Origin of the sequence: Streptomyces inusitatus, assembly GCF_014651115.1 — a bacterium.
Lineage (GTDB): Bacteria > Actinomycetota > Actinomycetes > Streptomycetales > Streptomycetaceae > Streptomyces > Streptomyces amakusaensis.
In genome coordinates this window covers 689,084-715,925 of sequence record NZ_BMWG01000002.1, presented here as the reverse complement: position 1 = coordinate 715,925, position 26,842 = coordinate 689,084, and the positions used below count along the sequence as shown (strand labels likewise).

Genomic DNA, 26,842 nt, shown 5'->3' with positions numbered 1-26,842 from the left:
CATGGTGCCGGGGTGCCGGGGTGCCGGGGTGCCGGGGCGCCGGGCGGACGGCGGTGACCGGCCGATGACGGCGGCCGGAGAATGGCGGTGACCGGCGGACCCGCGAGCGGGCCGCCGACGACGAGGACTGCCGGGCGGACGGACCCCCGGCCGACGAAGAGAGAAGAGAGCGCCACGGTGGTCTGGTCGGGTACATGGGTCGCGGAGCGGCTGGGGATCGGCCTGGAGGGCGATGAGCGGCTCCCCGAGCTGCTGGGGCTCGCCCTGCGCCGCAACCCCAAGCGGGCGCATCTGCTGGTCTCCCAGGTGCTGGGCAAGCATGTGCCCACATCCCCCGCCGTCGTGCACGGAGCCGGCCGCGACCTCGGCCTGCGGGTCCGCGCCCTGCTGGGCGACGGGGACGCCGCCCGCGCGGTCGTCGTCGGCTACGCGGAGACCGCGACCGCGCTCGGCCACTCGGTCGCGGACGGCATCGGGCTCGCCCCCTATCTGCACTCCACCCGCCGCCCGGTCCCGGGCGTGCCGGCCGCCGGGGGCTTCGAGGAGGCCCACTCCCACGCCACTTCGCACCTCCTCCTCCCGGCCGACCCCGGCCTGCTGACCCGCCCGGGCCCGCTGGTCCTCGTGGACGACGAGTTCTCCACCGGGAGCACGGTCCTCGGCACCGTCCGGGAGCTGCACCGCGTCTTCCCGCGCGAGCGCTATGTGATCGTGGCGCTGGTCGACATGCGCTCGGCGGCGGACCGCCGACGGCTGGAGTCCTTCGCGGAGGAGATGGGCGCGAGGGTCGATCTGATAGCCCTGGCCTCGGGCACCGTCAGCCTCCCGGACGATGTGCTGGCCCGGGGCCAGGCCCTGGTGGCCCGGTACGATCCCGCCCCCGAACCCACGCCCGCCCCCGCCCCCGGGCCCGCCCCCGCCCCCGGGCCCGCCCCCGCCCCCGGGCCCGCCCCCGCCCCCGGGCCCACGCCCGCTTCCGGTGCGTCCCCCGTGCGGCGGGTCGACCTCGGCTGGCCCGCCGGCCTCCCCGACGGCGGACGGCACGGCTTCCTCCCCGCCCACCGCGACCGGCTGGAGGCGGCCCTCCCCGCGATGGCCGCCCGCCTCGCCGAAGCCCTGGGCCTGGGCTCGGACCCAGGCCCAGACCCAGGCCCAGACCCGGGCCCGGGCCCGGGCGGGAACCCCGGCACACCCCCGCCGCGCCGCGTCCTCGTCCTCGGCTTCGAGGAGCTGATGTACGCCCCCCTCCGCCTCGGCACCGCCCTGGAGCGGCTCACCGACGCCGAGGTGCGCTACTCCACCACCACCCGCTCACCCGTCCTCACCGTCGACGACCCGGGCTACGCCATCCGCACCCGGCTGGCCTTCCCGGCCCACGACGACCCGGCCGACGGCCCCGGCGAGCGCTACGCCTACAACGTCGCGGGCGGCGGATTCGACGCCGTCGTCGCCGTCGTCGACTCGGCCGCCGACACCCCCGCGCTCCACGCCCCCGGCGGTCTGGCCTCCCGGCTCGCCGCCCACGTCCCGCGGGTGCTGCTCGCCGTCGTGCCCAGCCACGTACCCGAAGGGCCCGCCATGAAGCCCGAGCCGATCCCGACGCCGCCGCCTTCGAGGTCCACGTCCGCGACGGGCCTCCCCGCCCCGCTCAGGGGCCCCGGCTTCTCCTCCTACGCCCCCGCCGAGGTCGGCTGGCTGCTCCAGGACCTCTCGGACGCCGAGCTGGAGGCCCCCACCGAGGAGCGCGAGGAGGCGATACAGAGCGGTGGCGCGCACTACGCCGAATCGCTCCCCGTCGAGTACCAGCCCAGCGCCGAGTACCAGAAGCTGTTCCACACCGCGCTGGACGGCTCCGCCGCCCGGATCGCCAGGGCCGTCGGGGCCGTCACCGAGACCGTCCTCGCCGAGACCGCCTCCGCCCGGCCCGTCCTGGTCTCACTGGCCCGCGCAGGCACCCCCGTCGGCATCCTGATGCGCCGCTGGGCCCAGTGGCGCCACGGCCTGGACCTCCCGCACTACGCCGTCTCCATCGTCCGGGGCCGGGGCATCGACGCCAACGCCCTGCGCTGGCTCCGGGAGCACCACGACCCGGCCGACGTCGTCTTCGTGGACGGCTGGACCGGCAAGGGGGCCATCACCCGCGAACTGGCCGCCGCGCTCGCGGAGTCCGCCGAGTTCAAGGACTTCAGCCCGGAGATCGCCGTACTCGCCGACCCCGGCGGCTGCGTCCGCACCTACGGCACCCGCGAGGACTTCCTCATCCCCTCCGCCTGCCTCAACTCCACCGTCTCCGGGCTGATCTCCCGTACGGTCCTCCGCTCCGACCTCGTCGGCCCGGACGACTTCCACGGCGCGAAGTTCTACCGCGAGCTGGCGGACACCGACCTCTCCGGCCACTTCCTGGACACCGTCGCCGCCCGCTTCGCCGAGGTCGCCGACGCCGTGGCCGCCGACACCGCCGAGCGGCTGTCGGCGGACCGCACCCCCACCTGGGAGGGCTGGGCCGCCGTCGAGCGCATCAGCGAGGAGTACGGCATCCACGACATGAACCTGGTGAAGCCCGGCGTCGGCGAGACCACCCGGGTACTGCTGCGGCGCGTCCCCTGGAAGATCCTCGCCCGCGCCGGAGCGGGGGCCGACCTCGACCACGTACGGCTGCTGGCCGCCCAGCGCGGCGTCCCCGTCGAGGAGGTCGGGGAACTCCCGTACAGCTGTGTCGGACTCATCCACCCCCGCTACACCCGGGGCGCGACCGGCGCGGACGGCACGGCGGTGACGGCCCTGTGAGCACCCCCGGCACCACCTCCGGCGTCCCCGGCACCACCCCCGGCGCTCTCGTCGCCAGCGATCTGGACCGTACGCTCATCTACTCCGCCGGAGCCCTCCATCTCACCGGCCCCGACGCGCTGGCCCCCCGGCTGCTCTGCGTTGAGGTGTACGAGTCCAGACCGCTCTCGTACGTCACCGAGACCGCTGCCGGGCTGCTGCCCCGGCTCGCCGCCGAGACGGTCTTCGTGCCCGCCACCACCCGCACCCGCGAGCAGTACGGCCGTATCCGCCTCCCCGGCCCCCCGCCCGCGTACGCGGTCTGCGCCAACGGCGGGCACATCCTCGTCGACGGGGTGTCCGACGAGGACTGGCGGCGCCGGGTCGCCCGCAGGCTCGCCGGCGAGTGCGCGCCGCTCGCCGAGGTCACCGCGCATCTGAGCGCCGCCGCCGACCCGGCCTGGCTGCTCAAGGAGCGCACCGCCGAGGATCTCTTCGCCTATCTCGTCGTCGAACGCGCCCGGATGCCCGAGGAGTGGCTCGAAGAGCTGGCCGAGTGGGCCGACGCCCGGGGCTGGTCGGTCTCGCTCCAGGGCCGCAAGGTCTACGCGGTGCCCCGGCCGCTCACCAAGAGCGCCGCCGTCCGCGAGATCGCCCACCGCGTCGGCGCGGACCGGGTGCTGGCCGCCGGGGACTCCCTCCTCGACGCCGATCTCCTCCTCGCCGCCGACCGCGCCTGGCGCCCCGGCCACGGCGAACTCGCCGAGACCGCCTGGAGCGCACCCCATGTGGAACTCCTGGCGGAGAAGGGCGTCGCGGCGGGCGAGGAGATCCTCCGCCGCTTCCTGGCCGCCTAGGTTCTCCCGGGTACGCCTGAGGCCCGCCTTCCGGCTTTCCGGAAGGCGGGCCTCAGGGTCTGTCCGTCAGCAGGGGATCACCCCGCCGGGGATCACCTGCGCCGGCTGCCCGCGCCCGGCTTGAAGACCCGCAGCCCGATGAAGGCCAGCACACCGAGGACCGCCACCACCAGCACCACCTTGGAGTAGGTGGAGACGTACGCGGTCACCTCGGTCCAGTTCTCCCCGAGGAGATATCCGGCCATCACGAAGATCGTGTTCCAGATCGCGCTGCCCAGCGTCGTCAGCGCGAGGAAGATCGGGATCGGCATCCGCTCGACACCGGCCGGCACGGATATCATCGATCGGAAGATCGGGATCATTCGCCCGAAGAACACCGCCTTCGTGCCGTGCTTGGCGAACCACGCCTCCGTCTTCTCGATGTCCGAGACCTTGACCAGCGGCAGCTTCGAGGCGATCGCGATCGTACGGTCGCGCCCCAGCAGCGCCCCGATGCCGTACAGCGCCAGCGCGCCGATCACCGAGCCCGCCGTCGTCCACAGCAGAGCCGCGTACAGATTCATCTGCCCGGTGCTCGCCGCGAACCCCGCCAGCGGCAGGATCACCTCACTCGGCAGCGGGGGGAAGAGATTCTCCAGCGCGATGGCGATGCCCGCCCCCGGCGCTCCCAGGGTGTCCATCAGGTTGGTGACGAAACCCGGAGCACTGCTCTCGTTAGCCGCAGCGCTGCTCATGATCATGGAATGCATGCCTCTCACGGTAGAAGACCGCAGCTGAAGAAAGACTGAAGTACGCCACAGGCTTCCCTGCGGTGCACCCCAGTGTGCGGACCGGGGCGACCGGCTAGCGTGACCGGTCATGGACAAAGCAGTGGACCGGGTGGCCGGCCGGGCGGTCGCGGCACGGAGTGCGCGCTACGCGGCAGGGCTGACCGTCGGGGCCGCCACCGCCGTGCTTGAACTGATTCTCGCACTCTTCGCGGGCGTGGCCCTGCTGCCGGCCCTGGCCTCACCGCGCGGACGCCCGGCGGCCTCCCGCGCCCTCGCCGCGCTCGCCACCCGGGCGACCGGAATCGAGCTGCGCAGACTGGAGAAGTTCTACGGGGACCGCCTCCGCGAACTGCCGCCCGCCACCCCCTGCGATCCCGCCCGCGCCGCCCGCTACGCCGCCGCCCGCATCCCGCTCGGGCTGCTCGGCGGCCTCATCCTCGGCTGCGCGCTCACCGGGCTCTCCTGGGTGACGATCGCCCTCTTCGGCTGGTTCGTCACCACGATCGACTACCCGCTGGCGGTCGTCGGAGCCGGTCTGCTCGGACTCTTCGTCATCATCCTCTCCGCGCAGGGCGTCTACGGGACCGTTCTCCTGGAGAGCGCCCTGGCCCGCCGCTTCCTCGGCCCCAGCCGACAGGACCTGCTCGAACGCCGGATCGCCCAGCTCGCCGCCAGCCGGTCCGAGGTCATGGACGCGGTCAACGACGAACGCCGCCGCATCGAACGCGACCTCCACGACGGGGTCCAGCAGCGGCTGGTGGTTCTCGGGATGCTCCTCGGCCGCGCCCGCCGGGGCCGCGACCCCGAACGCGCCGACGCCCTCCTCCTCCAGGCCCACGAGGAGAGCCGCCGCGCCCTGGCCGAACTGCGCGAGGTCGCCTGGCGGGTCTACCCCACCGTGCTGGACGAGGCCGGGCTGCACGCCGCCCTGGAGACGGTCGCCGAGCGCACCCCGCTGCCCGTCGGGGTGGAGTACGAGGTGACGCCCCCGGCCGCCCGGCGGGTGGAGACCGTCGCGTACTTCGTGGTCTCCGAGGCGGTCACCAATGTGGTCAAGCACTCCGGAGCCACCCGGATAGGAGTGAGCCTGCGGCGCGACGGCGCGACCCTGCGGCTGAGCGTCGAGGACGACGGCTCGGGCGGCGCGGACCCCGCGGGCGGCGGCCTCACCGGACTGGCGAGCCGGGTCGCCGCACTCGACGGCCGGTTCGGGGTGCACAGCCCGCCCGGCGGACCCACCACGATCACCGCGGAGCTGCCGTGCGCGTAATACTGGCCGAGGACTCGACCCTGCTGCGGGAGGGCCTGGTGCGGCTCCTCGCCGAGGAGGGCCATGAGGTCCTCGCGGCGGTCGGCGACGCCGGACAACTCCTGGAAGCGGTCGAGGCGCGTCCCCCCGATGTCGTCGTCGCCGACGTCCGTATGCCCCCCACCCACACCGCCGAGGGCCTCCGCGCGGCCCTGGAGATCCGCCGCCGATGGCCCGGGGTGGGCGTGCTGGTGCTCTCCCAGTACGTGGAGAAGCGGTACGCCACCGAGCTGCTGACCTCCGACGAAGGCGGCCCCGGCACCGGCGGCGTCGGCTATCTCCTGAAGGACCGGGTGGTCCAGATAGACGAGTTCCTCGACGCCCTGGACCGGGTGGGCCGGGGCCGGACCGCCTTCGACCCCGACGTCGTACGCCAGCTGCTGACCCGGGGCAGCCGGGTGGACCCGCTCTCCCGGCTGACGGCGCGGGAACGGGACGTACTGGAGGAGATGGCGCAGGGGCACGCCAACGGCGCGATAGCGCTGCGGCTGTCGGTGTCGCGGAGCGCGGTGGAGAAACACATCAACGCGATCTTCGACAAGCTGGGGCTGACCGGGACGACGGGGTATTCGCGCAGGGTGCTGGCGGTCCTCCGCTATCTGGGCGGCTGACAGCTCCGTGCTCGGCCTGCGGCACGGAGCCGTCATGGCGTCTCGGCTCGGTTCAGCTCAAGCTCGGCTCAGCCGCAGCAGCCACCTCCGCAGCAGCCACCGCCACCGCCACCGCCGCCCGGAGCGGGGGAGGGGGCGGACGCGGACGAGGACCCGCCGACGGCTACGGCGGACAGCAGCTTGACGGTGTCGTCATGGCCCGAGGGGCAGACGGCGGGGTCGGAGGACTGGGCCATCGGCCGGTTCACTTCGAAGGTGTCGCCGCAGCTGCGGCAGCGGAAATCGTATCGGGGCATGCCCTCAGGCTACGCGTTCCGCGCCGAACTCTCCCTGTGCCGAAGAGGCTTGCTCGCGGCGTCGGCGGCTTTGTCTGATTGCCTACGCCCCGGCCGCGCCCCGCTCCTCCCTGATCCGCTCCACCACCCGGGTGGCGTCGGCGCGAACGGCCTCGTTCTCGGTGAGGAAGCGCCAGTAGTCGGGGTGACGGCCCTCCAGGGCGGCGACGGCCCGGTCCAGCCGGGCGACGGCGTTGTCCAGCGGCCCGGCGTGCCGGGGGTCGGGGGTGTGCCGCCCCGACATGGCGAGCCGCTGCGCGTCGCGCAGCGCGAACCGTGTGCGGTCGATCTCCCGCTGCGGATCCTTCGCGACGGCGTCGAGCCGCCGAAGCCGGTCCCCGGCCGCCGACACGGCCTCGTCGGTGCTGTTCAGCAGCGCCCGTACGGTGCCGAGCAGCGCGGTCGCGTCCGGCCACCGCTGCTCCTCACGCGCCTCGGCCGCCTCCCGGAGCTTCTCCTCGGCCTGCCGGACACCGAGCGACGCCTGCTCGGGCACCGGCTGAAGATCCTGCCAGCAGGCGGCGCTGAAACGGCGGCGCAGCTCGCTGAGCACCGGTTCGACGGAACCGGCACGAGTGGTGAGCGCCTCGGCGCGGGTACGCAGGGACACCAGCCGCCGATCGATCTCGGCCGCGCGCTCGGGCAGCCGCTCCGCCTCCGTCCGTACCGCCTCGGCGTCGCGCAGCACCCGGTCGGCGCGGTGCAGCGTCTCGGGGACGCCGTGCCGGCCCGCGCCCTGATTGAGCATCGTCAGCTCCGGGGCGAGCGCGGCGAGCCGGGCGGCGAGCGAGTCCGCCCGCATTCCAGAGCTCCGCACCGAATCGAGAGCATTGCTCGCGGCGAGGAGCGCCGCTCTCGCCCGCTCCACGGCCGGCGCCAGCCGGGCCAGCTGCGACTCCGCCGTGTCCAGCAGCGGCCCCAGCCCCGCACCGAACCGGTCCAGCTCCGCCTTGACCCCGGCCAGCTCCCCCTTGGCCCGATTCAGCTCGTCCCGCGCCCGCGACGCGACCGCCGGCTCAAGGTCGTCGCGGTCCAGATCATGCGCGTCGACCGCCGCGATATACAGGTGACTGACCTCGTCGATCCGCCGCCCCAGCGCCTCGAAACCCTCCACCGCCCGGCGCGCCCCCGCCGAGCTGTCCACCGCCGTGATCGTCTCGATCGAGATCCGCAGATCCCGCTGCGCGGTGTCCAGCTCATAAAAGGCCGCAGCCGCCGCGTCCTTCGCCGCCTGCGCCTCCGCCCGCTGACTCTCCCCGCGCCCCCCGAACCACCGCCGCGACCCACCCCCGGTGAACGCCCCCGCCACCACGGCCGCCACCAGCGGCACCGGCAGCAACACCAAGGCCAGCACATCCCTGACGGCACTCGCTGTCGCTCCCGCGTGCGGCCGCGTGTGTGTCGCCGTCACATCCCTCTCCCGTGCTGCGTCGCCGTACCCGGTACATTCTCGCACCTGGCACCAGCGAACACACGGGCCGAGACCCCCCGGTCCAGCCACCCCTGGAGCCTGTCTCTCTGATGCGGCGGAGGTGCAACCGATGCGGTGCGGAAACTTTAGTTTACGTCGACAGTATCGGGAACTATAGTTGTCGCATGATGCCCTCTGAGATCACCCCAGAAGAGCAGGCAGAGCTCGACAAGGCCCTGTACGACGCCTTGAATCCCCTGGCCTCGGCCATCCGCTCCCGAGAGACCGGGCTGCCCGCGGACCGTATGTGGGATGCGAATCCCGCCGAAGTGGCGCTGTCCGTCCTGGCCGCTTGGAAGGTGGTGGATGTCGAGACCAAGCGGCTGGCGGAGCGGGCGGCAGCAACCGCCGGCTCCTACGGCGCGAGTTATGAGCAGCTGGGAGCCGTCTGGGGCATCACCCGGCAGGGCGCCCGCAAGAAATGGCCCGACGCCGTCAGTCGCCCGACACCTGCGGCGGCGGGCAGAAGCACACTTGCGCTGTTCGGAGGGACTGCCGAGCTGGTGCAGTCGCCTTCCGGCGATTGGCGCTGGACGGGTAAGGGCGCTGATGGGACATCCGGCACGGTCGCCGATGGGACGCTTTACGCGACCGCGGAAGAAGCGGCGGCCCACGCGGGCGCATTCCTCAAAGAACACGCTCCTGACATCGGCCATCAGTCCTGAAGCTTCTCTCGTGGGTCGTCTGCGGGCCCGGATGAGGATGGCCGCGAGGTGGAGTGCGGCCTGGTAGGCAATCGCGAGCTTGTCCGTTCGCATTACCGGCCCACGCCACTGTTTGAGCCGGTTGATGCATCGTCCGACCGCGTTGCGCTGCTTGTACGCCTCGGCGTCGAAAGCGGGTGGTCGGCCACCCGGGCGGCCTCGCCGCAGACGGTGGCCGACCCGGTCGGACGGCTGGGGAATGACAGCGCGGATTCCGCGTCGGCGGAGGTGGCTTCGGATCGCGCGGGATGAGTACGCGCGGCCTGCGAGGACGGCATCGGGTCGGGTCCTCGGTCTTCCAGGTCCGCTTCGCGGAACACGGATGCCGGCCATGACGGTCTCGAAGGCCGGGGCGTCGCCTGCCTGGCCTGCGGTGACCCGGAGAGCCAGGGGGCGTGCACGGCTGCCGCCGACGAGGTGAACCTTCGTGCTGAGACCGCCTCGGGAGCGTCCGAGCGCATGGTCGTCGGGTTCGGCCCGGCCTGGAGCCCCTTTTTCCTGGCACCGGCGGCATGCTGGTGAGCTCGGCAGACGGCGGAGTCCACCGACACGGTCCAGCCGATGTCGTCAGCACCCTCGGCCGCTGCCAGGACCGCGGCAAAGATGCGTTCCCAGGTGCCGTCCACGGCCCACCGGATCAGCCGTTTGCGGGCGGTCTGGAACGAGCCGAGCTCGTCCGGCAGGTCCCGCCAGGGCGAGCAGGTTCGGCACTTCCATGCGATGGCCTCCAAGGTTCGGCGGTGATCGACCCCATCGCCGACCGCGGGCCGGACCGGTCGGCACCAGCGGCTCGATCCGGCCCCACATCGCATCAGTGATCACTAACCGGACGGACACATCCGATCAACTGACCAACCGGTCAAAGAGACACCTCTAGTCGGCGGCGCGCACCTTCACCCACCCGTTGTCGCTCCGGGCGCTCACCACCCGCGTCCCACCCGAGCCGACCGCCGGGTCGACGTCCACCGTCCCGTTGTCGCTCTCCGCCGTGACCGCGTACGGAGCCCCCGCGCGCGGCAGATCGATCCTGATCCCCCCGTTGTCACTCACCGTCTCCACCCGCTCCGGCACGGCCCCCGCCTTCAGCCCGATCCGGACCTCCCCGTTGTCCGACACCGCCCGCACGGTCTTCGCCGTGACCCTCTCCGTGGTGATCGTCCCGTTGTCACTCACCAGGTCGAGCGCCCCGCTCGTGTCCCGCACCGTCACATCGCCGTTGCCCGAATCGATCTTCAACGGCGTACTGAACCCGGACGCCGTCACGCCCCCGTTCTCATCCACCACCGTCACCGCGACCCCACGCGGCACCTTCACCGTCTGCCGCCCCGAACAGTCACTGACGATCCCCTTGCAGCCCATCCGCAGAACCAGCCGCTCCCCCTCCATCCGCCACGAGGCCTCGGGCCCGCTCCCGACGAACACCCACCCATCGATCTGCCTGCTCACCTCCACCTTCTCCACATCGGCCGCGACCACCTCCACCGCCGAATTGTCACTGTCCACCGTCAACCGATCCCCCTCCAGCGCGAACGCCTTCCGCTCCACCGGCGCCTCCTCCGCCTCCGCACTCCCACACCCCACCAGCGCCCCCATCAACATCCCCCCACCCCCGATCCCCACAGCGACCCGGACGAGCCGGCCCCGCCGAGCGGCAGCACGGTCAACGGCGGTGACGACGGTGTTCGCGGCCATCAAGATCATTCCCCCAGCGGTTCCCCAAGCGATGTCCCCCCACGCTATGAGCCCCCCACCCCCACCACGATCCGGCCGCCCACCCTCCCCACGGTGGGGCTATCCCCCCTCCGCCCCCTGCCCCCTCCCGCCCCTGACCCGCGAGAACGGGTTTGCGAGTCAGGGCCCTCCGCCATGTACGCTGTCCTCTCATCCACGGGTGCGTAGCTCAGGGGTAGAGCGCTGCTCTTACAAAGCAGATGTCGGCGGTTCGAAACCGTCCGCGCCCACCATGGTTGAACAGCAGCGGAGCCCCGGACCGACCTTGGTCCGGGACTCCGCTGCTGTCGTTTCAGGGGATTTTTAGGAGATCGACTCCAGGGAGCCGGACCCTAGGTGACGTACGCGTACGCCAGGAGCGCGCTGCCGGTGAACGCGGCGGTGGTGAAGGTGCCGTCGGTGAGGGTGGGGGGTGTGGTCTGGTTGGTGTTGGTCGCGCCGAGGCCGGGTGGGGTGGAGGCGAGGGCGGTGAGGGTGCCCTCGCTGATGAGGGTGGGCGGGGTGGCGGCGGCGATCATGATGCCGAGGTAGTGGAGCCCGGCGTAGGCGGTGGTGAAGGAGGGGGCGCTGCTCGCTGTCGTGGTCTGGGCGATGGCGAGGGTTTTCGTGGTGTCGGCGGGCCAGGGGGCGGTGGTCTGGTCGGCGGTCCGTGCGAGGGCCGCTCGGGAGGCGTCGTGGAGGGTGAACCAGTGGTTGGTGGGGGACAGCGCGCCGATGGTGCCCGAGGTGAAGCTGATGTTGGAGATGGTCAGGCCCCGTGGAAGCCAGATCGGTACGAGGTTGAGGACGCCGCTGAGGGGGGTGGACGCGGTGCCGCAGCGGAGCCGGCTCGTGGTCTCGTATCTGCCGGGCGGCCGGAGGGCCGATTCCAGGGCGTGCCCCGGGGTGAGGTCGGTGTCGACGATGTTGGTTCCGGGCAGAGTGGTCGTTTCGCCGCCGCCGGTGACGGGAGCGGCGGTGGAGACGGCGAGTGCGGTGGGCGCGTTCCAGGCGTTCTTGCTGAGGTCGTTGCCGAGGAGGATCGCTCCGGTCGCGTTCGCGGCGAGGGAGATTCCGCTCGCGGTGGTTCCGCCGTCTCTGCGAATCTGGTTTCCCGTGGCGAGGCAGCCGGTCGCGGAGGTGGACAGGCGGATGCCCGCGCTCCCGGCCCTCCGGATCTTGTTGCCGGTGATGACGGCGTCCCGGCCGGCGGTCGTGCGGTCGCCGCCGAGGCCGATGTAGACGCCGTGGTTCGTGGTGGTGGTGTCGATGTGGTTGCCGGTGATCGCCGCGCTGACGCTCCCGCTGACGTTGATCGCGTTGGAGCCGGTGGCGCGGAGTGTGTTGCCCTCGATCGACGCGCCGTCGCTGTAGTGAGCGAAGATGCCCGTCGAACCGGTGGAGTCGATCGTGTTGCCCGTGATGCCGGGGGCGGTGCAGTGCTCGGCCTGGATGCCGGTCGAGGCCGCGTCGCGGAGGGTGTTGCCGTCGATGCGTACGCCGCTCAGCTTCGCGGTGGCGTGGCCGATGGCCCGGATCGCCGACTCCCCGGCCGGGCTGTCGACCACGTTCCCCGCGATCACGACGGAGTGGGAAGTGAGGGCGTATCCGGCCGTCGCCGGATCGGGGACGGTCACTTCGATGCCGGAGAGCCCGGTGTTCTCGATGATGTTGTTGGCGATCACTGAGCGGCGCCAGCCGAATCCGTGGACGCCTTCCTGGAGTGTGGAGTCGATTCTGTTGTTCAGGATCTGGATGTTGTCGTAGTGGACGCCGGGGGCGCTGCTGTGCGAGCCGACCGCCCGTCCGAACGGTCCGAGCCGTGCCGAGGGGCCGAAGTAGCAGCCCTGGACGAGGATGTTCCTCGCCGGGGTGTCGTCGAAGAGCCCGATCGACGAGCTGCCGGATTTGGCGAGGTCGATCTGTACCGCCTCGGAGTACCGCCGTGACGCTGTGCCGGAGTTGTCGCGGTACCCCTCGAACCGGCAGTTGATCACCCGGCCGCCGTCGACGGAGTTCATCTCCACGCCGTGTGCCGAACTGGTGTCGCGGATGATCGCGTCCCGTACGGTGGCGTCCGCGCAGTGGACGAATCCGATCACGTTCACCATCGCTGTGACGCTGCCCGTGGTTCCGTCGGCCGCGTTGCCGTCCCATACGCCGCCCAGCACCTGGATCCGGGAGTGGCCGGTGTACCCGGCGAAGGTCTCGGAGCTCAGGAAGTTCCGCAGGATGCCGGTGTTGGCGATGGCTTTGACGGTCGCGCCGTAGGCCGAGATCACCGTGTTGTCGTACACCGTCAGGAAGTCGGCGACACCGTAGACCCGGCCCGGCGGAAGGACCACCGTTCCGCCGCCGGCGTCACGGGCCGCGTTCAGCTGGGCCTGGATCACGGCGCGGTCGTCGGTGATGCCGTCGCCCACCGCGCCGGTCACCGGGAAGAGATGCCCGGTGGGGGCCGTGGGACTCGTGGGACCCGCGGGGCCCGGTGCGCCCGCCGGGGTAGCCCGCGCCGACTCCCACGCCGTCCGGTACCGGCGTACCCGCGTCCCCGCACCGCCGCCGGACCCGGACCCGCCGCTGGACCCGCCGCCGGATCCGGCTCCGGCTCCGGCTCCGGCCCCGGACTCGTATTCGTACTCGATCGCGGGCACGTCCGCGGCCTTGAACAGCCGGATCGCGCCCGGTGCCGCGCTGCCGGACGGGTTGGTGCGGAGGGCGCCGATCGCGGTCACCCCGTCCGCCTCGTAGAGCGTGGTGACGATCGCCCCGGTGGTGGCGGCGCGCACCAGTACCGGATGGTCCGCGAGGACATTGCCGGTCGGGTCGGTCAGAACATCGGCGGGCGTCCCGCCGAAGGTGTACAGAGTCATGGTCGGGGTCCTCGGTCGAGCCAGTGGGAACCGGAGCCGCTGATCCACGCTCGACCGCCGACGGTGCAGCCGACGGCCGTGTAGTCGGTTTTGCCGGTGCGGCAGATCACGAATCCCCGGACGGCGGACCTAAGAAGAAGCGCTTCCCCGGGCAGGGTTCATTCGACCGTGCCGCAGGTGTGGTTGGAGCAGACGTATTGGGGGGCGCCGATTTGATTGCCGTCGGGGTCGGTGTCGACGGTGCGGTACATGGTGCCGCCGCATTTGGGGCAGCCGCGGGTCTGGATGGTCTGTCCCATCTGGGCCTCCAGGGCTCGGGTGATGTGGCGGTCGGCGGCGCGGGTGGGGTGGAGGGTGTCGAGGACGTGGTCGAGGGCGGCGAGGACGGTTTGGAGGCCGGTGTTGTCTTCGCGGGAGTGGGCGAGTCCGCAGCGGAGGCAGATCATGTGTCCTCGATGTGTCCGCAGGAGGCGCAGACGCGGATCTCGCGCTGGAGCCACATGGTGCCCGCGCATACCGGGCAGCCGGTGGTGTGAATGCCTTGGGGCCCCATGAGGGGAGGGTCGGGGGTGCTGGCGGCGTAGGCGATGATGCGGGCGCGTTGGACGGCGTCGTCGGTGCGGGCCATGCGGAGTAAGTGGGCTGCTCGGGAACGGGCTTCGTCGGCAAAGTCGGTCATGTCCCGCGCAGGGTATCGGCGGTCGGAGCGGTGGTGGCGTGAATTCACTCTGACGGGTTATGACCGGCGGATCAGGCGATGGGCGACCCGGTCCCCGTGCCCACCTGCCCGTTCAGTTCGAACATGATCCATTCGAGCCGGGAGGCGTCCAGGGACAGGGGCTCGGCCCAGGCGTGCATGGAGTGTACGTAGGTGACGTAACGGAGGGATCGGCGGCGGCTTCCGGCCGCTGTCGCGCTGGACCAGCCGAGGCGGTTGAGGGAGCGGAGGACGCGGTCGTCGAGGATGAGGGCGCGGGGGGAGGCGGCGTCCCGGTCGTCCGCGGCGGCGAACCACTTGGTGAAGAAGGAGCGGCCGACGCCTCGGACGGCGAAGCGCTCGTAGGCCTGGCGCAGCTCTCCGGCCCGGACGGCGTCGCGGGTGGCGCGGAGGGTCCGGGGGAGCCGGGGGTCGGAGAGGGCGGCGGCGGTGTGGCGGGGGCCGCGGCCGTTGCTGGTGCCGGAGCCCCAGATCATGGTGGCGGTGAAGAGGTCGCGGAGGCCGTCGGGGCGGTCGTCCGCGCGGTCGCGCAGGGTGGCCAGATCGCCGCGGGTGAGGTGGCGGTCCCCGGCGGGGAAGCCGGGGGCGGGGGTTCCGGCGGAGAGGACGCGGGTCGCGCCGTGGGGTTCCAGCCAGGGGCGCCAGGTGGCCGGACGGAACCGTACGGCTCCCTGCTCACGGTCCTGGCAGGCCTCGACCAGCGGTCGCAACCGCTCGACCATGTCCCCCTGAATCGTCATGGGGCAAGGATGCCCTGGAGCGGGCCGGCCGGTGGGTGTCAGGCGTCCAGCCAGACGCGCCGGTCGCGGGCCACGTCGAAGACCCGCTCGACCTGGGCGGCGGTGAGCGCGCCGGACAGCGGGCCCAGAGCGGCGACCTGGCGTTCCTGGTAGACGCGGACATCGAGGTCGGGGGCGGCGACATCGAGCCGGGTGACGCCGACGAAGACGAGTACCGGCTGGACGGGGACGGCGAAGGGGCAGAACCGCTCCAGGACGGCGCGGACCCGGCGGGCCTCGGTGCGGCTCTTCATCAGATGGGGCCGGGGCGGGCCGTTGTCGATCTTCACGGTGTGATCGCCGACCCAGACGGACTTCCGCTCGTGGTGCTTGGTGTTGACGCAGAAGACCCCGCCGGGGCCGATCAGCAGATGGTCGATGTCGACGTCGCGCGGGAGCGGCACCGAGTGCAGCACCCGCCAGCCGTGCCGGGTCAGCCGGTTCAGCTCGGCTCCGACCCGGCGCTCGCCGATCAGGCCCTGACGCCAGGAGTCCCAGTCCGAGCCGCGCCGGAGCAGCCGGTCGAGGAGGCGTTCCAGCAGCCCGGGGCCGGAATCGTCGAGCAGTTCGCGCAGTGCCGCGCCGGGGCGGCGGGAGCTGAGGTCGTCCTCCGGGGTCAGCGGCGGCAGTGCCGGAGCCGGGGAACGGGGGGCGGCGGCCGGGTGCCCGGGTGCGTCGCCGGGGGTGTGCCGGGCGAGGGCGTCGAAGACCGCGTCGCGGTAGCTCGGCCGCAGAAAGGTGACCTCGCCCTTGGCCCGGTCGGCCCAGGCGACCGTAGTACCGTCCGGAAGATTCACATAGAGACGGTCATGTCCGAATCGCTGCCACGAGGTGACCCTCAGCTCTTCCACCCGGACCCCTCCCGCAGCAGCGCCGACCGTGCCGCTATGGCAGCAGCCCTCGTGCCGCGCGCGCAAGACTGCCTCGGGTCCCGGTGGGGACAACTGTCTTATGCTTCCCGGTACTTCGCTCCGGTCCGCCGGACGCCGGGAGTGCGAGCGCGCAGGGGGCAGCGATGAGCACGGTCGATCCGGCCGCCGAGCGGCGGAGACGAGAGCTGGCCCGGAGCCGGAGCCGGAGCCGGAGCCGGAGCCGGGGTCCGGTCCTCGGCGTCGGTACGGCGCTGGGGCTGCTGGTCTTCGGCGGGGCCTGGGGTCTGTTCGGGGTGGGGATCGCCGACATGGCGGCCTACCCGGTGGGCACCGGCTATCTCACCGAGGACACGGAGCCGGTCAACGATCTGCCGGGGTTCTTCTAGGCGACCTTCGCCGGAGCGTTCGCCGGGGTGCTCAGCGGCCTGGGGCCGAGGAGACGGCTGGCCGCCCGGATCGGGCTGAACCTTCAGGAGGCCCTCTCGACGGCGGTCGTCGCCGTGGGCATCGCCCTCGGGTTCTTCTTCGGCGCGCGCTCGTTCTGGACGCCCGCCCCGGAGCCCGGCGTCTTCGTGGACGCGAGCGGGCTGCCGGGCGAGGAGTGGGGCGCGGCGGCGTGGCTGGCGTGGACCTCGCGGTACTGGGTTCCCGCGCTGCTGCTGTCCGTCGCCGTCCTGCGGATCGTCCTCTCGCTGCTGTACGAGCGGGTCCGGCGGCGGCGCGCGGCGCGGACCAGGGAGGTTCTCGCGACGGGGCGGCGTACCCGGGGCGAGGTCACCGAGGCCGCCGCGACCGGGACCGAGATCATGGGCCGGCCCCGTATCCGCTTCGTCGTGAAGTTCACCGATCACACGGGGATCGACCGCTGGGTGACCAAGACCGGGCTCTTCGACCGGGCCGCCCCGCCGCGCCCCGGCGATCGCGCGGTGGTCTGGTTCGACCCGGCGGCCCCGGGCGACGAGCGGGCGATCCCGGTGGTGCTGGCCGCCCCGGCGGCCCTGGACGGCGTGGATCTGGACGAGGCGGTCGCCGGGGGCGGCCTCACGATCCACTAGGCCCCGCGATCCGCCGTCCCTCGCGATCCGCCGGAACAGCCCCGGAGCGCACCGGGCGGGTGCACACTGAAGGCATGTGCCGCAGTATCAAGACTCTCCGTCCGCCGGTCCTCCCCGAGCAGGCCACCGAGGAGGATTTCCACGCAGCAGCCCTTCAGTACGTACGGAAGGTGTCCGGTTTCCGGGCCCCCGCCGCGCACAACAAGGAGGTGTTCGAGCGTGCCGTCGAGGAGATCACGGAGGCGACTCGGGTGCTCCTGGAAGGGCTGGAGGTCCGGGGTATGGCAAAGCCCTGAGACAGTGGTCCCAGGGCGGGCGGTTTTAAGGCCGGTCAGGCCGGTCAGGCCGGTCAGGCCGGTTCAGGCTCTTCAGGCCTCGGCGGCGGCCGGGGCGGCCGTCGGCCGTCTGCGCATGACGTACGCGGCGAGCGCGCCCGCGCCGAAGAGCGCCAGCACCGAGACCGCCGCGCCGACCCAGCTCGCGCCCAGCCACTGGCCGCCGAAGTAGCCGAGGCTCACGCTGTAACCGGCCCAGGCCACTCCGGCCAGGGCCGACCAGGGCAGGAAGTCCTTCACCTTGCGGTGGGTGGCACCCGCGCTCAGGGAGACCACCGAGCGGCCGGCCGGGGCGAAGCGGGCGATCACGACCAGCGCCCCGCCGCCGCGGCTGAGCGTCGCGCCGAGGCGGGCCTGTGCGCTGGTCAGCCTGCGCGATTTGGCGATCGCCCGGTCGAAGCGGTGTCCGCCGCGCCGGGCCAGCCGATAGGCGATCAAGTCGCCGAGTACGGAGGCGGTGGCCGCGCACAACACCAGGATCAGCAGCGAGGGCACCTCGCGCGGGACCTGCTCGGCCGCACCGGCGACCGTGGTGGCGGTGGCCGAGCCGGCCGCGGCGGCGGTCGCCACGGCGATCACCAGCACACCGCTCGGCAGCACCGGCAGGAAGACGTCGAGGAGTACGGAGAGGGCCACCACTGCGTAGATCCAGGGGCTGCTGGTCAGCGACCCCAGACTCTCTAGCACCTTGACTCGCTCCGTTTCGTGGACGTGCCGCGACGCGGGAAGCGGTCGATTTTGGCGGCAGTATCAGCTGTACAGCGTACGCCGGGGCTTTGCCGAGAGATCACCCAGGGGTCATCAATGTTGTGATCATCACTTTCTGTCCTGAATTCAGACTCGGGCCCGGTCGGCCTCTGGGGAAGGCCCCGGGAGAGAGCGGAGCGCCCGGCCCTCCTGGGGGAGGATCCGGGCGCTCGGCCGGGGTGATCAGGCGGCGACGGTGGCCGAATCGCGGCCCTTCTCCCGGGTGCGGTCGGAACCGCGGGAGCCGAAGAGCTTGTCCAGCGACAGGGCTCCCGAGCCGGTGAAGACCAGCAGCAGGAAGGCCCAGCAGAACAGCGCGGAGGCCTCGCCGCTGTTCTCCAGCGGGAAGAGGCCCGCCGACTGGTGCTCCACGAAGTACGCGTACGCCATCGAGCCGGAGCAGATGAAGGCGGCGCTGCGGGTGCCGACGCCGAGCATCACCAGACCGCCTCCGACCAGCTGGATCACTGCCGCGTACCAGCCCGGCCAGGCGCCGGTCTCGACTGTGCCGCCGCCGTGCGCGCCGCCCAGGACGCCGAAGAGCGAGGCCGCGCCGTGACATGCGAAGAGCAGGCCGATGACGATGCGGAACGCGCCTATGACATAGGGCTGGGACTGGTCGAGCTTCGCGGGCAGAGAGGTGTTGGCCATGGGGGACTCCTGCTGTGTGGGGGACAGGGAACCAATGAGCCAAAGCTAGGGAGACGCGATTATTGCTTGCAAGTTCAACATTCAATCGGAGGGTGTTTCTCATAGGAATCTCATGTCGAATATCCGACTAAAACGAGACTGTGCCCTATTCCGGCCCCTCTCCCTGTCACCGGCTGACCGGCGGCCGGTAAGCCGCCGGTCAGCGGTGGGTCGCCCGTAGGCCACCGACCGGTCGGCCATCGGTAAGCCGCCGGTAAGCCGTCGGTCAGCAGCCGGCCAGCGCGGACTGGAGGGCGCTCTTCTCCGCCGTGTCGACGCTCAGACCGTAGGAGTGCTTCACCTGCACCCACATCCGGACGTAGGTACAGATGTACGAGGTGCGCGGGGGCAGCCACTTGGCCGGGTCCTTGTCGCCCTTGGCCTGGTTGACGTTGTCGGTGACGGCGATCAGCTGCGGCTGGACGAGGTCATTGGCGAAGGTCTGGCGCTTCGCCGCGGTCCAGCCGCTCGCGCCCGAGCGCCAGGCCTCGGCGAGCGGCACGAGGTGGTCGATGTCCACGTCGGAGGCCGCGGTCCAGGTCGCGCCGTCGAACTCCGAGTACCAGCTGCCGCTGACCGCCGCGCAGCTGGAGTTCTGCACCACGCCGACGCCGTCGCGCTTGAGGACGACCTCACGGGTGTTGCAGGTGCCCGACTGGGTCGACCAGTGGGGGAACTTGTCGCGGCTGTAGCCGCTGGAGGACCCGTCGGTCCGTACGGTCAGCCCCGCCAGGTACGAGCGCGCGGTGGCCCCGTCCACCGGAGTGGGCGGTGCCGCCTGGGCGGCCGGGGCGGTGGCGAGCAGTCCCGTGAGGGCGAGTGCGGCGGTGGCGGCCAGGGCGGTGACACGGCGGACGGTGGCGCTGCTGCGGGGGTGACGCGCGTAGCGGCTGAACATCTTCAACTCCTGGTCGGTGGCGGGAGCCGGACCGCCGCCGGACGTCCGGGCGGCGGGGCTGGACCATCGGGCCGGCGGTGTTGGCAGGCCCTCGACAACAGGGTGACGACATGGACACGACAGATCAAGTGTTCTGACGGATCAACACATTCCGGTGAAGTGGCCGGGGTTGCTGATGGGGTGTGTACGGATTTCGGAGGTGCGTGGTTCTGACACTTGTTCGGGTGCGAGGTGGGCCCTGCGGCCGGCCGACCGGCGGCCGGGCGTGGGCGTAGGGTTGCCGGGTGCTGCTGACGGTCAATGCCACCTTCGGCGCGGTCCTGGCCGTACTCCTCGCGGTGGCCGCGACGGTGGTCGCGCTCGCCCACCTCCGACGGGCCCGGGAGATCGTGATCGCGGGGGCGCGGGCCGCCGTCCAGCTCGCCGCCGTCTCCCTCGTCATCGGCTGGGTGGTCGGCTCCCTGCCGCTGCTGTTCGGCTTCGTCCTCCTGATGTACGCCGTCGCCGTGCGCACCGCGGGCCGCCGGATCACCCGGGGCGCGAGCTGGTGGTGGGCCGCCGCGCCCATCGCGGCGGGCGTCTTCCCGGTACTGGCCGCGCTGCTGCTCACCGGGCTCGTACCCCTCAAGGGCATCGCGCTGGTCCCCGTCGCCGGGATCCTCATCGGCGGCGCGCTCACCGTCACCGTGCTCGCGGGGCGGCGCGCGCTGGACGAGCTGAAGATCCGGCACGGAGAGGTGGAGGCCGGCATGGCGCTCGGCCTCCTCGACCGCGACGCCCGGCTGGAGGTGGCGCGCGGCTCGGCGGCGGACGCGCTGCTCCCGGGGCTCGACCAGACCAGGACCGTGGGCCTTGTCACTCTCCCGGGAGCGTTCGTCGGGATGCTGCTCGGCGGCGCGTCCCCGCTCCTCGCCGGAGCCGTACAGCTGTTTGTGCTGGTCGGGCTGATGGCGGTGCAGGCGGTGGCGGTCGCGGTGGTGCTGGAGCTGGTGGCGCGCGGAAAGCTGCGCCGCGACGGATGAGGCCGGGCGCGGGGAGGGCGGGCCGCACGGGGGTGGCGTACCCTGAACGGAGCAGAAGGGGAGTAGCTCTTCGCCGGACCGTCGACATACTGCTGGACCCTCGGGTCCGGCCGGCGCCCGGAGGCGGATCGTACTGATCCGCCAGCGAGACCTTCGGCCGCAGTGTCCTATTGACGCTGCCGGGCCGAAGCGACCCCTCTTTCACGTTTGGTCTCTCGGTGCGGCAGCCCCGATCGATTGAGGAATCCCAACCGTGATCAGCTTCACTGTCATGGCGATCACCTTCGGCGTCGTCTTCCTCGCCGAACTCCCCGACAAGACCGCCCTCGCCGGTCTGATGCTGGGCACCCGCTATCGCGCCTCCTATGTCTTCGCCGGCGTGGCCGCCGCCTTCACTGTCCATGTGGCGCTGGCGATCGCGGCGGGCAGCGTACTGACCCTGCTGCCCCACCGGCTGGTGCAGGCCGTGGTGGGCGCGCTCTTCCTGGCGGGTGCGCTGGTGCTCCTGCTGAGGAAGCACGACGACGACGGCGAGAACATCAAGCCCCCGGCCGACCAGTCCTTCTGGAAGGTCTCCGGCGCCGGTTTCATGCTCATCCTCGTCGCCGAGTTCGGCGATCTGACCCAGATCATGACGGCGAACCTGGCGGCCCGCTACGACAACCCCGTCTCGGTGGGGCTGGGCGCGGTGCTGGCGCTGTGGACGGTGGCGGGGATCGGGATCCTCGGGGGGCGGACGCTGATGAAGTACGTCCCGCTGAAGCTGATCACGAAGGTGGCCGCGGGGCTGATGCTGGCGCTGGCCGGGTTCAGCCTGTACGAGGCGATCACGGGGTGAGGCCGGGGGCTCCGGGGGCTCCCGGGGCGGGAGGGGTGTGGGCCGCACGTCCGGTGCTGCTCAGTGGTTGAGGCGTGCGGTCTCCGGAGGAAAGTCGAGCAGGTGCCAGACCCTGGTGTTCTGGGGCACGGCATCTGTACAGCCGGTGAAAGTCAGGGATGATGAGCCAGCTGAAATCATCGGAAGCCAACCGCCTTGTGGAGGCGACAGTGTTTGGTGATGGTGCGACGGTTATTGCAGTGGCTGTTGGCGTAATTCTATTTATCGCCTACTTCGTACCGACGATAGTGGCTTTCACTCGGAACGTCCCGAACAGCGGATCGGTTCTCGTGATCAATCTGCTACTCGGGTGGACTCTGATCGGATGGATTGTCGCGCTGGCGATGGCCGCGAGGAGCCAGTCGCCGCGTGCTACCGAGTAAGCGTGCCCGCTCCCGGAGTTGAACCGGGAGCTCTGCGGGGCGGCCTCCAGGTCTCGTGGGGCCAGGTTCGCGTCCCCCTGGCTTCGCTAGGAGGCCCTCCGGCGGAAGGTGATCAGGCCGTCCGGGGCGGCGGTGATCTCCAGGTGGGTCAGGTCCGGTACGTGGAGGTCGGGGGAGTGGGGGAGGGCGCGGGGGCCGACGCCGATGATGAGGGTGCCGGCGGCGCGGGCGGCGGTGATGCCGGCGGCGGAGTCCTCGAAGGCGACGCAGTCGGCGGGGGTGAAGCCCAGTTCGGCGGCGCCCTTGAGGAAGCCCTCGGGGTCGGGCTTGCTCGCGCCGACGGACTCGGCGGTGATGCGGACCTCGGGCATCGGCAGGCCGGCGGCCGTCATCCGGGCCTGGGCCAGGGCGGCGTCGGCCGAGGTCACCAGGGCGTGGGGGAGATCCGCGACGGAGGCCAGGAAGGCGGCGGCGCCGGGTATGGGCACGACGCCCTCGACGTCGGCGGTCTCGCGGGCGAGCATCTCGGCGTTCTCCGCGTGGTTCAGCTCCATCGGGCGGTCCGGGAGCAGCTCGGCCATCGACGCGTACCCCTGCCGGCCGTGGACGACCTTGAGGGCCTCGTCCGGGTCCAGCCCGTGCCCCTCGGCCCACTGCCGCCAGATGCGCTCCACCGCCGCGTCCGAGTTGACGAGGGTGCCGTCCATGTCGAGGAGGAGGGCGCGGGCGGTCAGGCTGGCTTTCGGCATCGAGGTGCTCCGTACTCCGTGGCGACCGCGGACACTCCTCGAAAACCGCGCGGAAGGAAAGAAAGAAGGAAGAGAGGGTGAAGAGTCAAGCGGCCTCGCCCGCCGGTCAGGGAGTACGGACGAAGCCACTTTGTTTCAATAGGATACAAACCAAAGCGCCACAACGCCACCCCCGCGCCCGCCGGCCCCACCCCCGGCCCCTCTCCGCAGGCCGTAACCGTCCGCACCCCACACGATGGAGAGGACGCGGACCCGAGGAGATCGCCCATGGCGCTGGAAGCGAGCGGCAGCCCCCCGAGCCCGGCCGGCGGCCCGGCCCCGGGCGAGGGCCAGAATCCCCGCTCCGTGATGGTCGCGATCGGGGCCCTGCTGCTCGGGATGCTGCTCGCCGCCCTCGACCAGACGATCGTCTCCACCGCGCTGCCCACCATCGTCAGCGAGCTGGGCGGCCTGGAACATCTCTCCTGGGTGGTCACCGCCTATCTGCTGGCCTCCACCGCCGCCACCCCGCTGTGGGGGAAACTCGGCGACCAGTACGGCCGCAAGAAGCTCTTCCAGGCCGCGATCGTCATCTTCCTGATCGGCTCCGCGCTCTGCGGCATCGCCCAGAACATGCCCCAGCTCATCGGCTTCCGCGCGCTCCAGGGCCTGGGCGGCGGCGGGCTGATGGTGCTGTCGATGGCGATCGTCGGCGACATCGTCTCGCCGCGCGAGCGCGGCAAGTACCAGGGGCTCTTCGGCGCGGTCTTCGGCGCGAGCAGTGTGCTGGGCCCGCTGCTCGGCGGCTTCTTCACCGACAATCTCAGCTGGCGCTGGGTGTTCTACATCAACCTCCCCATCGGCGTCGTCGCACTGCTCGTCATCGCCGCCGTGCTGCACATCCCGGTCCGCTCCACCCCGCACACCATCGACTACCTCGGCACCTTCCTGATCGCCTCCGTCGCCACCTGTCTGGTCCTCGTCGCCTCGCTCGGCGGCACCACCTGGGCCTGGGGCTCACCGCAGATCATCGGGCTCGCCGTGCTCGGCGCGGTGCTGCTGGCGGTCTTCATCCGGGTCGAGCGCCGGGCCGCCGAGCCGGTGCTGCCGCTGCGGCTCTTCCGTATCCGCACCTTCACCCTGGTCGCGGTCATCAGCTTCATCATCGGGTTCGCCATGTTCGGCGCGATGACGTTCCTGCCGACCTTCCTCCAGGTCGTGCACGGCATCAGCCCCACCCTCTCGGGCGTGCACATGCTGCCGATGGTGATCGGGCTGCTGCTGGCGTCCACCGTCTCCGGGCAGCTCGTCAGCCGCACCGGACGGTGGAAGATCTTCCCCATCCTCGGGACCGGGATCACCGCGATCGGGCTGCTGCTGCTCCACCGGCTCACCGAGACCAGCTCCAACTGGCAGATCAGCGTCTACTTCTTCGTCTTCGGCACCGGTCTGGGCCTGGTCATGCAGGTGCTGGTGCTGGTGGTGCAGAACGCGGTCCGCTACGAGGATCTGGGCGTCGCCACTTCCGGGGCGACCTTCTTCCGCTCCATCGGGGCCTCCTTCGGCGTCGCCATCTTCGGCACGGTCTTCTCCAACGGGCTGCGGACCAAGCTCGCCGACGCACTCCGGGGCCGGCCCGTTCCCCCCGGGGCCGACGCCGGGGAGCTGGCAGCCGACCCGCAGGCGATCTCCAAACTCCCGCCGGGACTGCGCCAGCCGGTGATCCACGCCTTCTCCTCCGCGATCACCGACGTCTTTCTGTACGCGGTGCCCGTGGTGGTGCTCGCCTTCATCGTCGCCTGGTTCCTCAGGGAGGACCCGCTGCGCGGCTCGGTCACCGCCCCCGACCCCAGCCAGACCCTCGCCTCCAACCCGGTCGAACGCTCCTCCCGGGAGGAGTGCGCCCGCGCGCTGTCGGTGCTCGGCTCGCGCGACGGCCGCCGCGAGGTGTACGAGCGGATCACCGCCAAGGCGGGGTACGACCTGCTCCCGGCCGCCAGCTGGGTGCTGCTGCGGATCCGCCGCCACGGGACCGTCGAACCCGGCCTGCTCGCCGACACCACCCCCGTACCGCTGGAGGCCATCACCAACGCCTCGCGGCAGCTGGAGGAACGCGGGCTCGTCCGGCGCGAGGGGGTGCAGCTGCTGCTCTCCGAGAGCGGACTCCAGGCCGCCGTCCGGCTGGCCCAGGCCCGGGAGGACTCACTCGCCGAACTGCTCGGCGACTGGTGGGGGCCGGACCGGCCCACCGACCTCGTACAGCTGGTGGAGGAGCTCAACGCGGAGCTGTGCGGATCGGACGGCGAGCGGCCGGGCGGCCCCGGGCCGCCCCGGGACCACCGCGCGCCGTGAGAGCCCCCGAGGCGCTCACAGCTCACAGCTCGCAGCTCGCAACGCTCACAGCTCCTTGGCGTACCAGACGTCCATGTACGGGCCGGTGCAGTACGCGGGGGTCTCGGCGTAGCCGTGGCGGGTGTACAGCGCACGGGCCTCGACCAGGTCGAGCCGGGTGTTGAGCACCATGCGCCGGGCCCCCAGCCCGCGCGCCCGCTCCTCCAGCGCGTCGAGGAGCAGCCCCGCGCCCCCCTTGCCGCGGAACGCGGGCCGCACATAGACCCGGGTCAGCTCGGCGCGGTCGGCGTCCAGCAGCAGGACTCCGCCGCAGGCCGCTGCCGTCGCCTCGCCGCCGTACCGGCCGACGAGGAACTCGCCGGTGGGCGGGGTGAGCAGCTCGGCGCCGTCCCCGGCGAGCCCGCCGGCTATCTCCTCGGCGGTCGCGGGCCGCTTCCAGTAGCGGCTCGCGACCTCGTCGTAGTAGTCATGGCGCAGCAGGCTCGCGTCGGGGGTGCCGACGGCCTCGGGGGCGAAGGTCCAGTGGTTCACAGCACCCTCTCTACCTCAGCCGCCGCACCGCTGACCAGCGATTTTATGGCTCAGACAGGTCAGGCCTTCGGGGCGGCCGACTGGACCACCTCGAACGACCACACCGTCGAACCGGTCGCGGCGGGCTTGGGCTTCTCGCCGCCCTCGCCGCCCTCGCCGCCCTGCCCGGGACCGCCCTGCCCGGAGCCGGCCGCCTGGCCGTGCGCACCGCGCATGGAACCGGCCATCCACGCCTCAAAATCCGCCTCGCTGCGCCAGCGCGTGTAGACCAGATAGTCGTCGGTGCCCTCCAGCGGGCGCAACAGCTCGAACCATTCAAAGCCGTCGGCGCTCTCCACGGATCCGGCACGGGAGGCGAAGCGCTTCTCCAGCACTTCGCGCTGCTCGGCGGGGACGGTCAGAACGTTGATCTTCACCACGCTGGCCACAGGGACATCCTTCGCATAGAGGTGGTCCCGACGGTACCCGCCGCGCTGCCGCGTACGGTCGCCGGGACCACCCCTTCAGTCGGGACCACCCCTTCAGTCGGGACCACCCCTTCAGCCGGGACCGCCCCTTCAGAGGACGGCCGGGGTCAGGACAGGACCCGGGCGATCAGGAACCCGTCGTACCCCTTCGTCCCCACGGTCTGGATCGCCGTCGCCTCCAGGCGCGGCTCCCGGGCCACCACCTCGAACATCTCCCGGGTGCCGGTGACCGCCTCGTCCGCGCCCTCCCCGGAGAGCACCGCGCCGCCGCGGATCACATTGTCGACAATGATCACGCTGCCGGGCCGGGAGAGCTTGAGCGCCCACTCCACGTAATGAGGATTGTTCTTCTTGTCCGCGTCGATGAAGAACAGATCGAACGGGCCCGCCCCCGGCTCCGCCGCCAGCTTCGGCAGCGTCTCCAGCGCCGCCCCCGTCCGCACCTCCGCGATCCCGTCCAGACCCGCGCGGGAGAGATTGGCGCGGGCCACCTCCGCATGGGCCTCGCTGTACTCCAGGGAGATCAGCCTGCCGCCCTCCGGCAGCGCCCTGGCCAGCCAGATCGTGCTGTAGCCACCCAAGGTGCCGATCTCCAGCACGCTGCGCGCGCCCTGGGTCTTCGCCAGCAGATACAGCAATTTGCCCTGATTGCCCGCCACCGCGATCTGCGGCAGGCCCGCTTGGTCGCTCGCCGAGAGAGCCGAGGTCAGCGCCTCGTCGTCGGGGGCGAGCAGATCGGTGACATAGCCGTCGACCGCGCTCCACACATCAGGGTTCCGCGCCAGGGGCTGCTGAGACTTCTGATTCATACGTCAAACTTATGCCAGTGAGGGGTTCCGGGCCCGGGCCCGGCAGCCGTGACGGGCGAGTGCGCGCCACGGCCTGAGGTCCCCCCACGGCCCCTTCAGGCATGTCGTGCCCCGTCATGCCGTCCGCCGCCGCCGGGCATCGGGATCCCGACGGCGGTCAGGCAAAGAGGGGG

At 71.7% G+C, this 26,842-nt stretch carries 28 protein-coding genes, 1 tRNA gene and 1 pseudogene; 13 read left to right on the top strand and 17 right to left on the bottom strand.

Going from position 1 to position 26,842, the window contains the following annotated elements:
• Positions 1-177: 177 nt before the first annotated feature.
• Together IE247_RS07095 and IE247_RS07090 are read left to right on the top strand one after the other, a co-directional pair.
• Positions 178-2,787 carry a phosphoribosyltransferase gene (locus tag IE247_RS07095; RefSeq protein ID WP_229868809.1) on the top strand — a complete coding sequence of 870 codons (2,610 nt, stop codon included), beginning with the start codon at positions 178-180 and terminating at the stop codon, positions 2,785-2,787.
• The gene (locus IE247_RS07090) at positions 2,784-3,623 is read left to right on the top strand and encodes an HAD family hydrolase (RefSeq protein WP_190122003.1); all 840 of its coding nucleotides are present in this window, start codon (positions 2,784-2,786) and stop codon (positions 3,621-3,623) included. Before IE247_RS07095 ends, IE247_RS07090 begins: the two co-directional genes overlap by 4 nt.
• Before the next feature lie 92 nt (positions 3,624-3,715).
• Here IE247_RS07090 and IE247_RS07085 read toward each other — a convergent pair whose 3' ends face one another.
• On the bottom strand, positions 3,716-4,363 hold the full coding sequence (locus tag IE247_RS07085) for a DedA family protein (protein ID WP_190122127.1): 648 nt from the start codon (positions 4,361-4,363) through the stop codon (positions 3,716-3,718).
• A 118-nt stretch (positions 4,364-4,481) separates the two neighbouring features.
• Here IE247_RS07085 and IE247_RS07080 point away from each other — a divergent pair, with 118 nt between their 5' ends.
• Positions 4,482-5,663: a sensor histidine kinase gene (locus IE247_RS07080; RefSeq protein ID WP_190122002.1), complete on the top strand. Its 1,182-nt coding sequence runs from the start codon at positions 4,482-4,484 to the stop codon at positions 5,661-5,663.
• A complete protein-coding gene (locus IE247_RS07075; protein WP_190122001.1) occupies positions 5,654-6,313 on the top strand; it encodes a response regulator transcription factor in 660 nt (219 codons plus the stop codon). The genes IE247_RS07080 and IE247_RS07075 overlap by 10 nt, the downstream gene beginning before the upstream one ends.
• A 68-nt stretch (positions 6,314-6,381) precedes the next feature.
• Here the strand turns inward: IE247_RS07075 and IE247_RS07070 are convergent, their stop codons facing one another.
• Positions 6,382-6,609 carry an FmdB family zinc ribbon protein gene (locus tag IE247_RS07070; RefSeq protein ID WP_190122000.1) on the bottom strand — a complete coding sequence of 76 codons (228 nt, stop codon included), beginning with the start codon at positions 6,607-6,609 and terminating at the stop codon, positions 6,382-6,384.
• Positions 6,610-6,691: 82 nt separating this feature from the next.
• Complete coding sequence (locus IE247_RS07065) at positions 6,692-8,059, bottom strand: hypothetical protein (protein ID WP_190121999.1); 1,368 nt, start codon at positions 8,057-8,059, stop codon at positions 6,692-6,694.
• Positions 8,060-8,244: 185 nt separating this feature from the next.
• Between IE247_RS07065 and IE247_RS07060 the strand changes: the two genes are divergently transcribed.
• Positions 8,245-8,784, top strand: coding sequence for a hypothetical protein (locus IE247_RS07060; RefSeq protein WP_229868742.1), 540 nt, complete (start codon positions 8,245-8,247; stop codon positions 8,782-8,784).
• Positions 8,785-8,787: 3 nt separating this feature from the next.
• Here IE247_RS07060 and IE247_RS07055 read toward each other — a convergent pair.
• Together IE247_RS07055 and IE247_RS07050 are read right to left on the bottom strand one after the other, a co-directional pair.
• Positions 8,788-9,660 (bottom strand): annotated as a pseudogene (locus IE247_RS07055) (IS5 family transposase); the annotation flags it as partial.
• A gap of 36 nt (positions 9,661-9,696) precedes the next feature.
• Positions 9,697-10,368, bottom strand: coding sequence for a DUF4097 family beta strand repeat-containing protein (locus tag IE247_RS07050; protein ID WP_308433198.1), 672 nt, complete (start codon positions 10,366-10,368; stop codon positions 9,697-9,699).
• A 344-nt stretch (positions 10,369-10,712) separates the two neighbouring features.
• Between IE247_RS07050 and IE247_RS07045 the strand changes: the two genes are divergently transcribed.
• Positions 10,713-10,787: transfer RNA gene (locus IE247_RS07045), tRNA-Val, on the top strand.
• 99 nt (positions 10,788-10,886) lie between these two features.
• On the opposite strand, the gene IE247_RS07040 is transcribed toward IE247_RS07045, so the two are convergent.
• From IE247_RS07040 to IE247_RS07020, 5 genes are all read right to left on the bottom strand, one after another.
• A complete protein-coding gene (locus tag IE247_RS07040) occupies positions 10,887-13,406 on the bottom strand; it encodes a right-handed parallel beta-helix repeat-containing protein (protein ID WP_190121997.1) in 2,520 nt (839 codons plus the stop codon).
• A 158-nt stretch (positions 13,407-13,564) separates the two neighbouring features.
• Complete coding sequence (locus tag IE247_RS07035) at positions 13,565-13,852, bottom strand: hypothetical protein (protein ID WP_190121996.1); 288 nt, start codon at positions 13,850-13,852, stop codon at positions 13,565-13,567.
• A complete protein-coding gene (locus tag IE247_RS07030; protein ID WP_229868738.1) occupies positions 13,849-14,034 on the bottom strand; it encodes a hypothetical protein in 186 nt (61 codons plus the stop codon). Before IE247_RS07030 ends, IE247_RS07035 begins: the two co-directional genes overlap by 4 nt.
• Positions 14,035-14,156: 122 nt before the next feature.
• Positions 14,157-14,864 carry an 8-oxoguanine DNA glycosylase OGG fold protein gene (locus tag IE247_RS07025; protein ID WP_229868736.1) on the bottom strand — a complete coding sequence of 236 codons (708 nt, stop codon included), beginning with the start codon at positions 14,862-14,864 and terminating at the stop codon, positions 14,157-14,159.
• A gap of 38 nt (positions 14,865-14,902) precedes the next feature.
• Entirely contained in the window at positions 14,903-15,754 is an 852-nt protein-coding gene (locus IE247_RS07020; protein WP_190121994.1) for a nuclease-related domain-containing protein, read from the bottom strand.
• Between the two features lie 164 nt (positions 15,755-15,918).
• On the opposite strand from IE247_RS07020, the gene IE247_RS34175 reads away from it, so the two are divergent.
• From IE247_RS34175 to IE247_RS07010, 3 genes are all read left to right on the top strand, one after another.
• Positions 15,919-16,161 (top strand): hypothetical protein, encoded by a 243-nt coding sequence (locus IE247_RS34175; RefSeq protein WP_229868734.1) that lies wholly within the window; start codon positions 15,919-15,921, stop codon positions 16,159-16,161.
• 27 nt (positions 16,162-16,188) lie between these two features.
• Positions 16,189-16,830 (top strand): DUF3592 domain-containing protein, encoded by a 642-nt coding sequence (locus tag IE247_RS07015; protein ID WP_229868732.1) that lies wholly within the window; start codon positions 16,189-16,191, stop codon positions 16,828-16,830.
• A gap of 74 nt (positions 16,831-16,904) precedes the next feature.
• Positions 16,905-17,126 carry a DUF2277 domain-containing protein gene (locus tag IE247_RS07010; protein WP_190121993.1) on the top strand — a complete coding sequence of 74 codons (222 nt, stop codon included), beginning with the start codon at positions 16,905-16,907 and terminating at the stop codon, positions 17,124-17,126.
• A 72-nt stretch (positions 17,127-17,198) separates the two neighbouring features.
• Here IE247_RS07010 and IE247_RS07005 read toward each other — a convergent pair whose 3' ends face one another.
• The 3 genes from IE247_RS07005 to IE247_RS06995 form a co-directional block, all read right to left on the bottom strand.
• Positions 17,199-17,852, bottom strand: coding sequence for a DedA family protein (locus IE247_RS07005; RefSeq protein WP_190121992.1), 654 nt, complete (start codon positions 17,850-17,852; stop codon positions 17,199-17,201).
• 243 nt (positions 17,853-18,095) lie between these two features.
• Positions 18,096-18,563, bottom strand: coding sequence for a DoxX family protein (locus tag IE247_RS07000; protein WP_373305518.1), 468 nt, complete (start codon positions 18,561-18,563; stop codon positions 18,096-18,098).
• A gap of 265 nt (positions 18,564-18,828) precedes the next feature.
• Positions 18,829-19,500 (bottom strand): HNH endonuclease family protein, encoded by a 672-nt coding sequence (locus tag IE247_RS06995; RefSeq protein ID WP_190121991.1) that lies wholly within the window; start codon positions 19,498-19,500, stop codon positions 18,829-18,831.
• 284 nt (positions 19,501-19,784) lie between these two features.
• Here IE247_RS06995 and IE247_RS06990 point away from each other — a divergent pair, with 284 nt between their 5' ends.
• The 3 genes from IE247_RS06990 (at position 19,785) to IE247_RS06980 (ending at position 21,782) form a co-directional block, all read left to right on the top strand.
• On the top strand, positions 19,785-20,522 hold the full coding sequence (locus tag IE247_RS06990) for an ABC transporter permease (protein ID WP_190121990.1): 738 nt from the start codon (positions 19,785-19,787) through the stop codon (positions 20,520-20,522).
• Positions 20,523-20,775: 253 nt separating this feature from the next.
• Positions 20,776-21,360: a TMEM165/GDT1 family protein gene (locus tag IE247_RS06985; protein ID WP_190121989.1), complete on the top strand. Its 585-nt coding sequence runs from the start codon at positions 20,776-20,778 to the stop codon at positions 21,358-21,360.
• 161 nt (positions 21,361-21,521) lie between these two features.
• A complete protein-coding gene (locus IE247_RS06980; protein WP_190121988.1) occupies positions 21,522-21,782 on the top strand; it encodes a superinfection immunity protein in 261 nt (86 codons plus the stop codon).
• An 86-nt stretch (positions 21,783-21,868) separates the two neighbouring features.
• On the opposite strand, the gene IE247_RS06975 is transcribed toward IE247_RS06980, so the two are convergent.
• Positions 21,869-22,531: an HAD-IA family hydrolase gene (locus IE247_RS06975; protein ID WP_190121987.1), complete on the bottom strand. Its 663-nt coding sequence runs from the start codon at positions 22,529-22,531 to the stop codon at positions 21,869-21,871.
• A gap of 267 nt (positions 22,532-22,798) precedes the next feature.
• On the opposite strand from IE247_RS06975, the gene IE247_RS06970 reads away from it, so the two are divergent.
• On the top strand, positions 22,799-24,862 hold the full coding sequence (locus tag IE247_RS06970; RefSeq protein WP_190121986.1) for an MFS transporter: 2,064 nt from the start codon (positions 22,799-22,801) through the stop codon (positions 24,860-24,862).
• Positions 24,863-24,907: 45 nt separating this feature from the next.
• Here the strand turns inward: IE247_RS06970 and IE247_RS06965 are convergent, their stop codons facing one another.
• From IE247_RS06965 to IE247_RS06955, 3 genes are all read right to left on the bottom strand, one after another.
• Positions 24,908-25,393, bottom strand: coding sequence for a GNAT family N-acetyltransferase (locus IE247_RS06965; protein WP_190121985.1), 486 nt, complete (start codon positions 25,391-25,393; stop codon positions 24,908-24,910).
• A gap of 59 nt (positions 25,394-25,452) precedes the next feature.
• Positions 25,453-25,821 carry an antibiotic biosynthesis monooxygenase family protein gene (locus IE247_RS06960; protein ID WP_190121984.1) on the bottom strand — a complete coding sequence of 123 codons (369 nt, stop codon included), beginning with the start codon at positions 25,819-25,821 and terminating at the stop codon, positions 25,453-25,455.
• A gap of 146 nt (positions 25,822-25,967) precedes the next feature.
• Entirely contained in the window at positions 25,968-26,669 is a 702-nt protein-coding gene (locus IE247_RS06955) for an O-methyltransferase (protein ID WP_190121983.1), read from the bottom strand.
• Positions 26,670-26,842 lie beyond the last annotated feature (173 nt).